The organism is Sporanaerobacter sp. PP17-6a, assembly GCF_900095615.1.
Lineage (GTDB): Bacteria > Bacillota > Clostridia > Tissierellales > Acidilutibacteraceae > Acidilutibacter > Acidilutibacter cellobiosedens.
In genome coordinates, this window is record NZ_FMIF01000004.1 from 151,324 (window position 1) to 164,911 (window position 13,588).

The window sequence follows — 13,588 nt, forward strand, 5'->3', positions numbered from 1 at the left end:
CAACAATTTGGAAATAATAAATATAGAAAATTGTTGCGGAGGTTTTTTTATGAGCAGATATAGAAGAAATTTGTTGAAGAGCAGAATTTTTTATTTTGCATTTTTTATTGTTATCTCATTTATTGTCTTAGGATTCAGACTATATTGGGTACAGATAATTAAATATGATGATTATTGTACCGAAGCATTAAAACAGAGAGGGGAAGAAACGAACGTATACCCGGACAGGGGAGTGATATATGATAAGAATTTCATACCCCTTACTAACAGAGATAAAATAAAAACCGTGTTCGTATTCAAAGATGATATAGAAAATAATAAGAATGTTGAAGATTTTGTATTGAAATATGGGGATATAGATAAGGAAAAATTATCTAAGTTTTTAAAAAGCAGTAACAAGATAATGTCCGTACCTTTATCCTCATCGGTCAGTCAAAAGGATATTCCAAAAGAAGTATTTATCCTTGACAAAACATTGAGATATAATGAGGAGGGGATTCTTTCCCACGTTATAGGTTATGTAAAGGAAAGCGAAAATAAAGGAGAAAGCGGAATCGAAAAGGTATTTGATGATATTTTAAAAAAGGAAGATTCGGAAGATGTGTACTTTGAATTGGATGGGAAAAGAAATGTTATATCCGGAGCCGGGTATGCTGTCAATAAATCTCAAGATAGCGGTAGACCTTCTTCCGTTAAATTGACAGTTGATTATCATATTCAGAAAATCGTTGAAAATGTTATGGATGATTATAAAGTAAACGGAGCAGTTATAGTTACCGAAGTATCGACGGGAGATATTGTAGCTATGGCAAGCAGGCCGAATTTTAATCAAAATAATATTGATACATATTTAAATAAGGGAAATATGGAGTTTTTTAATAAGGCTGTCCAGGTTTCTTATCCTCCGGGTTCTCTGTTTAAAATAGTTGTGTTGTTGGCCGGTCTTCAGGAGGATATGAATTTAGTCAATAAAGAATTTTATTGCAGAGGATACGAACAGATTAATGATCTGATAATTAAATGCAGTAAAGAAGAGGGCCATGGTAAAATTAATCTTAAGAATGCTTTTGCACAATCATGCAATTCCGTCTTTATTCAAATAGGGGAAAGAATAGGGGCAAAAAAAATAATAGAAATGGCAAAAAAATTAGGTTTTGGAGAGAAAATCAACATAGGACTTGTGGAAGAAATAAAGGGAAATTTACCAGAGGGGAGAGAATTGATAGGCCCTGCCATTGGTAATATATCAATTGGTCAGGGGACAATTGAAGTAACGCCTTTACAGATAGCTAATATGATTACAATAGTAGCAAATAACGGTGTAAAAAAGAGTTTGTCTATTGTAGACGAGATAGTTACGGAAGATGGCTATCCGGTGAAGAAATTTAACAGAGAAGATGACGTACGAATTATAGAACAGAAATATTGTGAGATTGTAAGGGATTATTTAAATGAGGTTGTAATATCGGGAACCGCTAAAAAAGCAAATTTGGAGGATATAGGAGGAGCAGGAGGGAAAACCGGCTCTGCCCAGGCGATACTTAATAAGCAGCCTACCATTCATGGATGGTTTGCCGGTTATTTTCCCAGAGAAAATCCAAAGTATACAGTTACCATACTTGTAGAAGAAGGTCATTCCGGTTCAAGTTCGGCAGTGCCCATTTTTGAAAAAATAGTACGAAGAATACAGGAAATTAACAGATAGGACTTGCACAAGTTCTTTCCTTTTTTCATATATTTTAATATGGGGAAAGGGGAGGTGTTTTCTGATGGAGGCATTGGTTATATTGGAGCTATTAGGGTTGATTAAACCCTTTTTCATATTTGCAGGATATATATCAAGTGCAAATTCCTTTCCGAAACCACTGACTAATGAAGAAGAAGAAAAATATTTAAAATTATTTGCAGAGGGAAACGAAGAAGCGAGAAACATTCTTATAGAAAGAAATTTAAGATTAGTAGCTCATATAGTAAAGAAATATGCTAATACAGGGAAAGATTCGGATGATTTAATATCTATAGGGACAATAGGACTTATAAAAGCGATTACCACTTTTAACAGGGATAAAGGCACAAGATTGGCAACTTATGCCGCAAAATGTATAGACAATGAAATATTAATGACTATACGTTCAAATAAGAAAGTTAAAGTGGAAGTATCTCTTCAGGAACCTATAGGAATAGATAAGGAAGGTAATGAATTACCTTCCGCATGTTAGACATATGTTATTACTCCGGCAATTTAGGGTATAAGGTCAAGGTGAAATTATCGTTTCTCTGGTCTTTTTCTTTATTATATTCTACCTTTTCCAATATGTTTTTCAAAAGCATATTTTTTTGCAATACATCATCTGTATTGTAATATGCATCCATAGCCATTTTGATTTTCGGGATAATATTTATGTCTCTCTTTCTTTTTTCCTCATTTTTGATTTTTGTCTTTATTACTTCTATATTTTTATTAGTATTATCAATTCTTTCACTAATATTTTTAGAACGTTCCACAAAGGTATTAACGTCATATATATTTCTCTCCAGCAAATCATATAAATTCAGTTTCTGCTCCTGCAATTCCTGAAGTTCTTTTTCAAGATTTTTAAGCTGTTTGTTATAGGCCGGCATAGCTGAACTTCTGTTGGGGATTCCATTGTTTTTTATTTCAAGCTCATAATTTCTTAACCATTCCTTTAAAGAATTTAAAAGCTTCTGTTCCACATAAATAAACTTGCTGCTTTTATTCCCGCATTTATTGGGACAAATAATATGAGGGTCTACATTTTTCCCGTAGGGCCTATATACCATCTTTGAACCGCATTTTTCACAGACGATTAATCCGGCCAATGGATTTTTAGGTCCGTTCACAAGCTTATATGGCACATGGTATTTTCCGTTTAGTATTTCCTGTGCTTTATAGAATACATTCTTTTTTATTATGGCCGGATGCTTTCCGTCAACTACAATCCATTCTGACTTAGGGCGCTGCTTAGTATCCCTTTTCTTATTCGGATCCTCTGATTTTTTTATATCTTTTTTTTTCCAAGTAATTTTACCTATGTAAACAGGATTTTTTAATATGTTCAGTACGGCATTTGATGTCCAGCCAATTCCTGTGTATGACTTATAACCCATTCTGTTTAATTCTTCTGCTATAATGGTACCTCCCATTTGCTTATTCACATACATATCAAATATAAGCTTGACTACAGCAGCTTGTACTGAGTTAGGGGTTAGGGTCCGTATGAATTTTCCTTCTTTGATATTGTAGCCATAAGGAGGTAAGGGAGATAAATAATTTCCGTCTTCAATGGAGCGTATTCTTCCTCTTTGGAGCCTTCTGTTTATCATCTTTAGCTCTTTCCTGCTCATAAATGCTTCAAATTCGGAGTATTCTTCGTCAAAGTCATCATTAAGATCATATGCTTTATTTAAGGTTATTATCTTGGTATTTGACTTCTTAAAGGTTTCAAGTATCAATCCCTGTTCCTGCATATTTCCTCTTCCAAGACGCTGCAGGTCCATACAAAGGACAGCATCATACATGCCTTGTTCAACCTCTTTTAGGAGTTCCAGCATTTCAGGCCTATGTATTAAACTTTCTCCGGATACTACTTCTTCATGTATTTTAACTATGCTTAAATTCTTTTCTTTGGCATACTTTAGAAGTGTTTTTCTATGCTTAGCAAGTGTTTCGCCCTGCCCGAATTCTTTCTCAATTTCTTCATCTGCACGTGATTTACGTAGATATATACATACATTCATTTTTTTGGCCCCTTTGTTTATTATATTTTATATTATATTAGATAAGAGGGTAAAATAAAAGATGTTATTATTTTATTTCCCAACCTAATTTATGGATTAGCTCAATTCAAATTATTGCAAAATAACTATTCTAAGGATATAATATATATAAATAAATTTAATAAAGACGGTGGGGAAAATAAATATAAAATCAAGAAAGCAACAGGTATTAAGAGATTTTATGAAAATGATGAATGTGTAATTTGATGTAGTTGAACCTTAACATAAGATGTATTTAAATTCTAATGGAGTGGATCCTGCATCAGACCACAAAGAAGTTGAACCTTAACATAAGATGTATTTAAATGTGGAAGGAAAAGTGGCAAAGGTAATAAACAAACATGTTGAACCTTAACATAAGATGTATTTAAATAAGAAAGGCTTGTTAATATCGTATTCGCAGATTTGAGTTGAACCTTAACATGAGATGTGTTGAAATTCTACTATATACACACTACCGTCCTCAAACTCAACGTTGAACCTTAACATGTGATGTGTGAAATTAATACTTGCAGGATATAATTAATAAAAAGAAAGGGATTGATTTAAGTGGATAATAATGAAAAGATTTATGATTTATTAGAAAAGATATATGTTGAGTTACAAGATACTAAGAAAGGCTTAAGAAATGAATTACAGGATACCGCAGAGAATCTAAGGAGTGAAATGCAAGATGGCTTTAATAAAGCAAATTCTAAGATCGATAACTTGGAATCTAAGACCGGAAGTTTAGAGAGCGAATTAAAAGATTTTAGAAAAGAGACTAGTGATAGATTTGATAAGTTGGAAAATAAGCTCGATGATATTGAAGCAAACAATGCAGATAGGCATGTTACTATTAATGGGGAACTAAAAAGGATAAAGGCTGGGTTGTCTAAAGTTGAAATAATTACTGCCGACAATTGGGGAGATATAGCTAGATTAAAGGCTAAAAGGAATAATATAAAGTAATATAAAATGATTATTTATTATATGGGCAACCAGTGGATAGAGGTTGAACCGTAGCATGGGATGTGTTGAAATCTGAATGCATTAGCAAATACCAATGATATAGCTTCTGTTGAACCTTAACATAGAATGTATTAAATTAAAGAAAGAACTCTTACTTGAGTTCTTTTTTTAATTTTAACATAAAATGTATTGAAACTATAAATACTTAGTTAATTTTTCTGCCATTTTATCAGCCGCTATCTCAATTTCTGCATGCTGCATGTCCAATCCGATTATGTACCCTGCCTTTGGTAAATCATATGTAATATGTTTTATTTCATGGATGAAAGTCTTACATTGTGCTTCATAATTTACATTTCCGTTCAATATCAGATGATAATATCCTCTTCTGCTTACATATGCAAAGCCTAATATTTTCCCAGAAAGATTAAACGCTATAAATGTCCTTATATTATAAGCACTCATAACATCATGAAAAGAAATTGTTTTATCCATTAATGATTTGAGCAAACGATTGTCCTCTATATCCATCAAGTTTGTCCCCCTTTATGCCATTATTCCCCTTCCCTGTCCTCTTCATCTTCTATTGCTTTAATTATTCTTATAATTTGTTTAATGTCTTTAGAAGATAAATTTTTAGTCTGCTTAAATAATAATTGGAGATCCTCTCTCTCTTTTAATTTGTTCCAAAAGTCCGCCAGTTCTTTATCATCTTCTAAGGCATCAGATATTTCATCGGAGGGATTTTTAACATCGGTTCTACATAGAAGGTAATCCGATGTTGTCCCGAAGTAATCGGCTATTTTTGAAATCATTTCTGCCTTAGGGGTTCTTCTATCGTTTTCATAATTTGCCAAAGTACTTTGTTCTATTCCTAAAAAATTGCATAACTCTTGTTGACCAATACCTTTTTCTTCTCTTAACATTTTAATTCTGTGTCCTAATGTCAAAATAATCACTCCTAAATATTACTATTTGAAATAATTATATTTCATTTTGTAATGAAAATCAAATTTCAATTCGAAATATTTTCTCAAAAAGTGTTGACAAACATTTCTTAATGAAATATAATTATATTACAAAATGAAATATAGGAGAGGTGAAAAATGATAAACTTGAAAGAAATAAGAATAAAAAAGGGATTGACTCAAAAAGAATTAGCTGATGCCATAAATCTTAGTCAAGAAACAATATCACAATACGAAATAGGGAATAGAACTCCCAGTATTGTAGTGGCAAGAAAAATTGCAGAAGTATTAGGGGTAAGTTTAGATAATATTTTTTTTGGATCCGATATTTCAAAATGAAATATAAACAAATTAATTGGCAGGAGGTGAGAGAGGTGGATTCAAATACTGAAATATTAATTTATTTGGAATCAATCACAGAACTGGAAGATTTACTAAAAAAAATCAAAGAAATTAAAAAAGAGAACCCCAATACAAAGTTTCGTATTGAGGTTCGATGGTAGATTATTTTTCTCTAATTTCCATATAAAGTAATCCGTGAGTAGATACAGAATAGTTGGAAGTATCAGAGTAAAGATACATTGTACCGTGCGGTCTAAAATGGTATGCCAATATCTGTTCGTTAGAGATTGTAGCATATCCGCTGGAAGTTTCTATATCTATTTTATTAATGCTATCGCACAGTGCTTCGTTACCATCAGTGTATTTAAAATAAACTGTAAACATAGGAATATTCTCCTTTCTAATATACTCGGCTTGGCAGAGCCTGTACTTATATTATAGGAGAAATTTGGAATAAAGACAATAAATCATAACCATAGGAGGTGAAGGTTTTGCTGATATTAATACTTGGAATAGTTTTTTTAAGTATTTATATAGGGCGGCAATTAGGCATTGGATATGGAATCCTTTTTCTACTAGTAGAACTAATGATAGTAAGAGGCATGAAGAAAAACAGATATTAAATGTCAAAATATTTTATCAAGCCAAGAAACATAATTGAAACAATTAACAAAAGTACTGGTTCATTTTCTGGGGTCTTGACTCTGCTAAAGAAATAACAACCCAAGAGTAAGAGAGATAAAAATATCAGGAGAGCCATTCCTAAAACTAGAAGACCTTTGACAGTAAGAAAACAAATATAAATAAACAAAGATAACTTAGTTTCATATTGTTTTCGATTCAATCTATATTCGATTGAACGAGTTCTAAGCCCTAACCGCTTGCAAGATTTATCATAAGATTTATTTATATAGGCACAAAGTGCATTGTAATTAGCTTGAGATGGATTCTCATTACAAAAATAAGCAATCTCAAGTAGCTTACCATCAACCAAAGATTTATTTTTGCCAATTAGGTGAAAAACTTTTTCTAAACACTCATTATTTATACTTTGAAATAGATACGGTTCTAAAATAAAAAATATCGGGGAAATAAGTTTTTCATGTTGTTCTTTAATGATTTCTTGTGAGCTTGTATGCCTAGATAAATAATATGTAAAAATAATCGTTATTATGGCAATAACAAAGGCTAAACCATCTGAGTTTAATATTAGTAACTTTATTGTATCCATGTTATTCAATCCTCCCTCGAGAAAATTTTACCACATAGGGGGCAGAGGGACAAGGTTAAAGGAGTGATTAGAAGATATATAAATTTTATGAATCAAAATCATCATAGGACATTCTGATAGCAACATAATTATAAAGTGAGGTGATTAAATTGGAGGATAAAAAGAATCAAAAAAATAGTGCAGAACCACGCCACTATGACAAAAAATATGTTTTTGGCAATACGACCGTATATGTGGTCGCTCCAAAAATCACAGAGGAAGAGAAGCAGAAAAGATGGGAAAGTTTTCGTGAAATAGCAACTCAAATATTCTTGGAAAGCGAAGAAAGGGAGGCTAACCATGAATGATAAGGAGAGAGTTAAAATGTTAGAAGATGAAATAAAGCTGCTTAGAGAGGAAGTTATAACGTGGAAGGCACGATATGAAGAATTAAGAAATTGTGTAGAAATGATTAATGCTGAAAGGCTGGAAGAAGCCAAAAGGCAGAGAGAATTCCTATATTCTCTTTTAATCAAGAAAGAGGGGGAATAGAAAAACATGGAAAATGTAAAAGGTTTTGATAAGCTGACTAAAGAGCAGAAACAGCTGTTAATCAGAACGAATGAACGGCATAAAGCTGTAGCAGGAAATGATTATAAAGACGGATGGACACCAGTGAGCGTGAAACCATTAGGAAGGGACCTTAAAGTAACTTTTAAAAATGGGAAATGGTTACATTATACTCCGGATGGGAGCTGGTATTAAATTTTTATTTTTAAAGGAGGAAAGAAAGTTGAAGGATAAGGAAGTATTAAGCTATCTAATGGATAGATATAAAAAATCAAATGGTAAGAGAAAGAAGATGCTGTATGCTTCAATACTTGCCCTGAGGAAACGAATACCTCAAAAACCTAAAGAGCAGTCAGAGGTTTTGAGCATATACAATATATACAATTGCCCGTGCTGTGAAGAAGGCGTCGGCATATACAATATAGAACGTGAAGAATGGTCATATCAGAATGAATATTGTCCCGAATGTGGGCAGCACATCAGCTGGGAGGGAATAGACAGTGAATGATGAAGCTGAAGCTGAAAAGATAGAAGAAATAGCTATGCTTGCAGCAAAAATATTGTTTGAGAAACCAAAGTTAAAATACAGTGAAGTCATACAATTAGCAAAAGAAATTGTTGAAGGAGGAAAAGAAAGATGACTGAAACATATACAAAAAATGGACAAACCTACACAAAATCAAATCATAGGCTTAGATATACTCCAGAAATTCATTTTCGATATGGAGAGAAGTGGACAAAAGAAGAATTAGCTGAATTATGTGGATTGTGGAAAACCGAAAAGGCAACGGATATTGCTATAGGACTTGGGAGGACAGTGGGGACATGTTACAACAAGGTACGCAAACTGAAAGAGTATGGACTATTTGATTATTATAAAAAATGTTTTGAAAAGGAGGACGAGCAGAAATGAAGTTAATATGCGGTTATGCTGGTAGGGTAAAAGATTTCAGACCAATATTTGCAAAAAAAGAAGACCTTCCCGAACCACCGGAAAAGGTCGAAAACAAAAATCATGATACACATATTCTACCACAGAATATGAAGAAAAGCAACTATTCAGTTGTGTGTAGAAGATGTAATAGAAAACTTACTTCAGAAGTAAGCAGAAATAGAGGATATGGGAGTTATTGTTATAGAAAGGCCAGAGAAGAAAAAGCAAAGGAAAAGGTAAGGAAAGAGATAGAAGGGCAAATAGATATGGATGAGTTGGCTGAGTTGGTAAAGGAGGTAAAGAGATGATTAAAGATAGATTATTAAATTTACCGAACGAGATTGAAGAAAAGAAATTGGAACTATTTAATAAAACACAAGGTTTAGAGGATATAAAGGCTCGGATTAAGATATGGGAACTAATGGAGATAGTTGACATCTCAAATGAAGTGGATGAAAAAGGCAAGGCGGTATATTCAAATGATACTAAAAGACAGGCAGAACTGCAGGAAAGGAAAGACAATTCAGATGTTTACAAAAATTACACTGATATAGCAAAGTCACTTGAAATAGAGATTGCAAATATAAATATAAAGCTTGATAAATTGTTCAACGAACAAAGTAATTTGAGAGCAATATGCAGATTGGAGGGACAGGCAGATGAATAAGTCAGATAGTATTAAGAATTTATCTATAGCATTGTCCAAATTTCAAGGAGAAATTAAAAATCCTAATAATACTGCAGTCAATCCATTCTTTAAATCAAAATATGCACCTTTAAACGATGTCTTAAACTTAGTCAGACCTGTATTAGCTAAAAATGGTTTAAGTGTTGTACAGGCTCCTTCGGGTGATGGAGAAAATATAATCGTTACTACAACATTGTTACATGAGTCAGGGGAGTGGATAGAATTTCCTTCCTTGACGCTAAGGGCAGATAAAGCTACAGCTCAAGGAGCTGGTTCTGCAATAACTTATGCTAGGAGATATTCTCTTTCTGCTGTATTAGGAATCAGCAGTGAAGACGATGGTGACGGTAATCAGTCCAATACAGATAAAAGGCAAGTAGAAAAGCCTAAAAATAAATCAGCTGAAAATAATATGGCAAGTGAAAAACAGTTAAGTCTTATCTATAAGTTGTCAAAAGAAAGAAATTATAATAGTCAAAATATGAGTAACTATATAAAATCCATGTATCAAAAAAATAGCAGTAAAGAACTTACAAAGCAAGAAGCAAGTGAGTTGATTGAAATGTTACAAAGTTTAGGGAATGAAGAAAATTAGAGGGGGATTATTCCCCCTTGGCCTATAAAAGTAGGTGGTGAATAGATGAACTACATTAAAGAAATTAATGCCTTCATGGATTGGCTTGAAATAAACCCATTGGAAGCAACTACACAAACTTTGTGGTTTCATATAATGTCGATCGCAAATAAGAGTGGTTGGCCAGAGTGGTTTACCGTAGCAAATCTAACCTTAATGGCGAAGGTAGGAATTTCAGAAAATACCTTAAATAGACATAGAAACATTCTTATACAAAAAGGAAGAATTGAATATAAAAATCAAGGGAGACAAAAAGCAGGAAGATATAAAATCATTCCTTTTGCCTCAATATTTGAGGTAAGAAAAGAAGATAAAGAGCTTACCTCAAATATTGAGGTAGGTGCTGAGGTAAACCCTGAGGTAAGTACTGAGGTAAGCGCTGAGGTAAAACCTTCAGCATTATATAAACTAAACAAAACTAAACTAGATTTATTTAATAATACTACTGCAGAAACAGTTACCTCAAATATTGAGGCAAGAAAAGAAGGCATTTTTGATGAAGAACTTAAAGAGCTGGCACAGCTGTATCAAAAATGCGGATTTGATATTAACGGGTTAACTCCTGATTGGTTGTTAGATTTAAAACAGAAATATAGTTTTGAGTGGACTAAAAATGCATTGCTTGAAGCTGAGAGGCAGGGAAAAAGAACAAAGAAATATGTTGAAGGAATTTTAAGCAATTGGAAGGCAAAAGGAGGTATGACTTTGTCTATAGATAAGAGCAATACACAAAATAGAAAAACTTCTCCTAAGAATAGATTTCATAACTTTGAGCAGAGGAGCAGCAAGTATAGCAATGACCAGCTTGAAGACATAGCAATGCGGAAAAAAGAAGAGTACTTAAAAAAGATTAAGGGGGAAAAGGAGTGAAGAATTACAAGAGATGGAGATTATTATTGAGTGGAACATTGCTTAGGGTTTATATGCTTAACAGAATATTGAGGGGTTGATTTTATGCAGGAAGCAACAATAGTTATTCCTGGAGAGCTGCCAGATTTAAATACAATCATAGATGCATCAAAGGCACATTACATATGTTACAGGGATATGAAGAAAAAATATACAGAAATGGTGGCTTGGCTGGCTAAAGGGAAAGGACGTTTTAAGAAAATAGATTTAAATATTACTTGGATTTGTAGAAGTAAGAAAAAGGATAAGGACAACATTGCAGCAGGAATTAAGTTTATTTTAGACGGATTAGTTATGGCAGGAGTAATTGAAAATGATGGATGGAAACAAGTTAATAGCTTTAGACATGATTTTAAGGTGGACAAGAATAACCCACGGGTTGAAATAGAGATTAAGGAGGCAGAGTGATGTATAGAGAAGATATAGACATAAGATTAATTCAGTCAAAAAGGCGGTTAAGGGAAAAGAAAGTTGAATATGAAAATAGGGTAGAAGAACTCGAGGATCTTCAAATAGAAGTCCGCCGAGCAGAGAATAGATGTGATGGTTTAAGAGCTGAAATAAGACAGCTTGAAGAAGAGCTGATTAATGCGAAACCTGCAGCAAAAGCAAAGGATGGATTTGTAGATTCATTTATAAAATGCTCATATTTTTGTCGGGAAAATGACGAAAGATTTTTCTTAGACCATGTTATGGTGGAAGAAAATCGGTTAATAGCAACGGATGGAATTGCGGGGATAATTGTTAATTGTAATAATATTTCAAATGATTTTAAAAATACTCTTATCAAGTGGGATACAAGAGCTGATTTTGGAGAACATGCAGAGGATATAAATATTTTTCCAGTTGGTATAAAGGAGAGTTTTTTACACATGGAGGACTTTATTAAACAAGAAAAGAGTGAAAATATAATTAGGCTTAAAACAGAAGATTTTATTCACAAATTATGCGTGAAAAGGCATATATACAAGGAAACATCATCAGAAATTATCATGTTAGAACATTCAAATTTGAAAGTAGCCTTTCAAAAATATTATATAGATAAATTGCTTATGGCATTTTCAGGAATGAATATTATTATCTCCTATCCAAAAAGCGGGGTTAATGCTTTGGTTGTAGAGGGAAATAACCAGCAAGCTTTATTCTTACCTGTATTTTTAGGCGATGAATCTGAATGTTAAAAATAGACTTAAGTTTTTTATTTAGGAGGAGGTAGACAAGAAATGATGATAATATCATGGATTTTGTTTGTTATATCTATGCTGTCTGTAGTTATAGAGTTGGTTGGAACGCTAAAAGAAGATGAGCTATACGAAAGAGTTATAAGTTTCTTAGGTTTAATAATCTGGTGTTTGGTTTTAGCACAATCATACGCGATAATTTGGTAGGAGGCAGAGCAATGAGTAAATATTGGGAGAATGCATCAGGGTGTTATGATCCCACAGCAGCAAAAATAATTGAAAAAGAAAATTTTGTTGAAAGAGTAAGAGATAAAGAGGTCCATGACACAATTCGTGAAATAAAAAATATTCTTAAATACAGGAATTTAGAACTGATAGATAGAGTTAAATTAAAAGATAAGGAAACAGGCAGGAAGTATCTATAAGAATGATATCAATCAAACGGAGAAAAACAGGCAAATTCGTCAACCAAGTTTGCTGGAGGAGGGATTGGAGTGTCTAAAACTGATTTGACAAAAGAACTTGAAAAAGGCATATATGATGCTACAAATAAGACTGGCATATTTGGGTGCTTTGAAGTAACTATAGGCTTTTATGGCCGTGAAAGAGTTGATTATGTAACTTATGACACCAAAGGTATTTGGCGATTTTATGAAATAAAAGTATCAAAGGAAGACTTTCGCAGTAAAGCCAAGGTATCATTTTTGGGTCATTTTAATTATTACGTTATGCCAGTGGCATTGTATGAAGAAGTAAAAGATGAAATACCCGATTACGTAGGGGTATTTACTGGCAGTGCATATATTAAAAGAGCTAAAAAGCAAGAACTTTCCATTGATGAAAATATACTTAAAGACTCTATGATAAGGTCTTTGAATAGAGAAAAACAAAAATTTATAAAGACGTGTGATACTGGATATATAAATAGGCTTACCATTCAAATTGAAAAGTTAAGAAAAGAAGCAAGGGAAAATTGTTTAAAGTATAGAAAATTAACAACTTCAATATTTGAACTATGCGAAAAATATAGCTTAAATTACATGGAAGTAAGAGAGTTTTTAAGGAATCTGTAAGGGAGGAAATAACAACGTCAGATAAGAAAATAACTCTTAAGGACTTGAACGTATTTACTAAAGATGAGTTAATATATGCAATATTACATTCGCAGCCTTTATTTAATCCCATTGAATTGCTTTATGAACAAAGAATGGATAATAATTTCCGGAGGGATAAAGAAATTGGGGAAGAAATAAAACTACTTATAGAAAAGATTGAAAATGTAAAGATAATGTCTGAAGAGGTGTACGAAATAATGGTTAAAATAAATAACTTAAGTAAACAGAGAGATAAAAATATGGAAGAAAATGACCGGATAATGAAGATTTTATACGGAAAATAGGGAG

At 32.7% G+C, this 13,588-nt stretch carries 26 protein-coding genes; 21 read left to right on the forward strand and 5 right to left on the reverse strand.

Translation table 11 applies throughout. From position 1 onward, the window contains the following. Window positions 1–49 precede the first annotated feature (49 nt). Together PP176A_RS03740 and PP176A_RS03745 are read left to right on the forward strand one after the other, a co-directional pair. The gene (locus PP176A_RS03740) at window positions 50–1,705 is read left to right on the forward strand and encodes a peptidoglycan D,D-transpeptidase FtsI family protein (RefSeq protein WP_071139108.1); all 1,656 of its coding nucleotides are present in this window, start codon (window positions 50–52) and stop codon (window positions 1,703–1,705) included. Between the two features lie 64 nt (window positions 1,706–1,769). Beyond that, window positions 1,770–2,219 carry a sigma-70 family RNA polymerase sigma factor gene (locus tag PP176A_RS03745; RefSeq protein WP_200795990.1) on the forward strand — a complete coding sequence of 150 codons (450 nt, stop codon included), beginning with the start codon at window positions 1,770–1,772 and terminating at the stop codon, window positions 2,217–2,219. A gap of 10 nt (window positions 2,220–2,229) precedes the next feature. On the opposite strand, the gene PP176A_RS03750 is transcribed toward PP176A_RS03745, so the two are convergent. Then, window positions 2,230–3,759, reverse strand: a complete 1,530-nt coding sequence (locus PP176A_RS03750; protein ID WP_071139109.1) for a recombinase family protein — start codon at window positions 3,757–3,759, stop codon at window positions 2,230–2,232. A 588-nt stretch (window positions 3,760–4,347) separates the two neighbouring features. Between PP176A_RS03750 and PP176A_RS03755 the strand changes: the two genes are divergently transcribed. Next, on the forward strand, window positions 4,348–4,749 hold the full coding sequence (locus PP176A_RS03755; protein ID WP_071139110.1) for a hypothetical protein: 402 nt from the start codon (window positions 4,348–4,350) through the stop codon (window positions 4,747–4,749). Between the two features lie 195 nt (window positions 4,750–4,944). Here PP176A_RS03755 and PP176A_RS03760 read toward each other — a convergent pair whose 3' ends face one another. Both PP176A_RS03760 and PP176A_RS03765 read right to left on the reverse strand, forming a co-directional pair. Further along, the gene (locus PP176A_RS03760) at window positions 4,945–5,283 is read right to left on the reverse strand and encodes a hypothetical protein (protein ID WP_200795992.1); all 339 of its coding nucleotides are present in this window, start codon (window positions 5,281–5,283) and stop codon (window positions 4,945–4,947) included. A gap of 20 nt (window positions 5,284–5,303) precedes the next feature. Further along, on the reverse strand, window positions 5,304–5,699 hold the full coding sequence (locus tag PP176A_RS03765; RefSeq protein ID WP_083381761.1) for a helix-turn-helix domain-containing protein: 396 nt from the start codon (window positions 5,697–5,699) through the stop codon (window positions 5,304–5,306). Window positions 5,700–5,855: 156 nt separating this feature from the next. On the opposite strand from PP176A_RS03765, the gene PP176A_RS03770 reads away from it, so the two are divergent. Together PP176A_RS03770 and PP176A_RS16580 are read left to right on the forward strand one after the other, a co-directional pair. Then, on the forward strand, window positions 5,856–6,056 hold the full coding sequence (locus PP176A_RS03770; protein WP_200795994.1) for a helix-turn-helix transcriptional regulator: 201 nt from the start codon (window positions 5,856–5,858) through the stop codon (window positions 6,054–6,056). Between the two features lie 35 nt (window positions 6,057–6,091). Continuing rightward, window positions 6,092–6,220 (forward strand): hypothetical protein, encoded by a 129-nt coding sequence (locus tag PP176A_RS16580; protein WP_255401466.1) that lies wholly within the window; start codon window positions 6,092–6,094, stop codon window positions 6,218–6,220. Between the two features lies 1 nt (window position 6,221). Here PP176A_RS16580 and PP176A_RS03775 read toward each other — a convergent pair whose 3' ends face one another. Further along, window positions 6,222–6,443, reverse strand: a complete 222-nt coding sequence (locus PP176A_RS03775; RefSeq protein WP_071139112.1) for a hypothetical protein — start codon at window positions 6,441–6,443, stop codon at window positions 6,222–6,224. Between the two features lie 107 nt (window positions 6,444–6,550). On the opposite strand from PP176A_RS03775, the gene PP176A_RS16585 reads away from it, so the two are divergent. Next, the gene (locus tag PP176A_RS16585) at window positions 6,551–6,682 is read left to right on the forward strand and encodes a hypothetical protein (RefSeq protein ID WP_255401467.1); all 132 of its coding nucleotides are present in this window, start codon (window positions 6,551–6,553) and stop codon (window positions 6,680–6,682) included. On the opposite strand, the gene PP176A_RS03780 is transcribed toward PP176A_RS16585, so the two are convergent. Continuing rightward, the gene (locus PP176A_RS03780) at window positions 6,679–7,290 is read right to left on the reverse strand and encodes a hypothetical protein (RefSeq protein ID WP_071139113.1); all 612 of its coding nucleotides are present in this window, start codon (window positions 7,288–7,290) and stop codon (window positions 6,679–6,681) included. The two genes, PP176A_RS16585 and PP176A_RS03780, sit on opposite strands and share 4 nt — an antisense overlap. Before the next feature lie 149 nt (window positions 7,291–7,439). On the opposite strand from PP176A_RS03780, the gene PP176A_RS03785 reads away from it, so the two are divergent. From PP176A_RS03785 to PP176A_RS03850, 15 genes are all read left to right on the forward strand, one after another. Continuing rightward, on the forward strand, window positions 7,440–7,637 hold the full coding sequence (locus PP176A_RS03785) for a hypothetical protein (RefSeq protein ID WP_071139114.1): 198 nt from the start codon (window positions 7,440–7,442) through the stop codon (window positions 7,635–7,637). Then, window positions 7,630–7,821, forward strand: coding sequence for a hypothetical protein (locus PP176A_RS03790; protein WP_071139115.1), 192 nt, complete (start codon window positions 7,630–7,632; stop codon window positions 7,819–7,821). Before PP176A_RS03785 ends, PP176A_RS03790 begins: the two co-directional genes overlap by 8 nt. A 6-nt stretch (window positions 7,822–7,827) precedes the next feature. After that, a complete protein-coding gene (locus PP176A_RS03795; protein ID WP_071139116.1) occupies window positions 7,828–8,034 on the forward strand; it encodes a hypothetical protein in 207 nt (68 codons plus the stop codon). A gap of 28 nt (window positions 8,035–8,062) precedes the next feature. Continuing rightward, window positions 8,063–8,347: a hypothetical protein gene (locus PP176A_RS03800; RefSeq protein ID WP_071139117.1), complete on the forward strand. Its 285-nt coding sequence runs from the start codon at window positions 8,063–8,065 to the stop codon at window positions 8,345–8,347. Beyond that, window positions 8,340–8,480, forward strand: a complete 141-nt coding sequence (locus PP176A_RS16170) for a hypothetical protein (protein ID WP_159429030.1) — start codon at window positions 8,340–8,342, stop codon at window positions 8,478–8,480. The genes PP176A_RS03800 and PP176A_RS16170 overlap by 8 nt, the downstream gene beginning before the upstream one ends. Next, window positions 8,477–8,752: a hypothetical protein gene (locus PP176A_RS03805; RefSeq protein ID WP_071139118.1), complete on the forward strand. Its 276-nt coding sequence runs from the start codon at window positions 8,477–8,479 to the stop codon at window positions 8,750–8,752. The genes PP176A_RS16170 and PP176A_RS03805 overlap by 4 nt, the downstream gene beginning before the upstream one ends. Beyond that, entirely contained in the window at window positions 8,749–9,081 is a 333-nt protein-coding gene (locus PP176A_RS03810; protein ID WP_071139119.1) for a DUF6011 domain-containing protein, read from the forward strand. Before PP176A_RS03805 ends, PP176A_RS03810 begins: the two co-directional genes overlap by 4 nt. Next, on the forward strand, window positions 9,078–9,440 hold the full coding sequence (locus PP176A_RS03815; RefSeq protein ID WP_071139120.1) for a hypothetical protein: 363 nt from the start codon (window positions 9,078–9,080) through the stop codon (window positions 9,438–9,440). Before PP176A_RS03810 ends, PP176A_RS03815 begins: the two co-directional genes overlap by 4 nt. Beyond that, window positions 9,433–10,056: an ERF family protein gene (locus PP176A_RS03820; protein WP_071139121.1), complete on the forward strand. Its 624-nt coding sequence runs from the start codon at window positions 9,433–9,435 to the stop codon at window positions 10,054–10,056. Before PP176A_RS03815 ends, PP176A_RS03820 begins: the two co-directional genes overlap by 8 nt. A gap of 45 nt (window positions 10,057–10,101) precedes the next feature. Continuing rightward, window positions 10,102–10,965, forward strand: a complete 864-nt coding sequence (locus PP176A_RS03825; RefSeq protein ID WP_071139122.1) for a DnaD domain protein — start codon at window positions 10,102–10,104, stop codon at window positions 10,963–10,965. A gap of 84 nt (window positions 10,966–11,049) precedes the next feature. Then, window positions 11,050–11,412: a RusA family crossover junction endodeoxyribonuclease gene (locus tag PP176A_RS03830; protein ID WP_071139123.1), complete on the forward strand. Its 363-nt coding sequence runs from the start codon at window positions 11,050–11,052 to the stop codon at window positions 11,410–11,412. After that, entirely contained in the window at window positions 11,412–12,185 is a 774-nt protein-coding gene (locus PP176A_RS03835) for a hypothetical protein (protein WP_071139124.1), read from the forward strand. The genes PP176A_RS03830 and PP176A_RS03835 overlap by 1 nt, the downstream gene beginning before the upstream one ends. A 218-nt stretch (window positions 12,186–12,403) precedes the next feature. Continuing rightward, entirely contained in the window at window positions 12,404–12,610 is a 207-nt protein-coding gene (locus PP176A_RS03840) for a hypothetical protein (RefSeq protein ID WP_071139125.1), read from the forward strand. A gap of 69 nt (window positions 12,611–12,679) precedes the next feature. After that, the gene (locus PP176A_RS03845) at window positions 12,680–13,258 is read left to right on the forward strand and encodes a hypothetical protein (RefSeq protein ID WP_083381762.1); all 579 of its coding nucleotides are present in this window, start codon (window positions 12,680–12,682) and stop codon (window positions 13,256–13,258) included. Window positions 13,259–13,302: 44 nt separating this feature from the next. Then, entirely contained in the window at window positions 13,303–13,584 is a 282-nt protein-coding gene (locus PP176A_RS03850) for a hypothetical protein (protein WP_071139127.1), read from the forward strand. The last annotated feature ends 4 nt before the right edge of the window (window positions 13,585–13,588 follow it).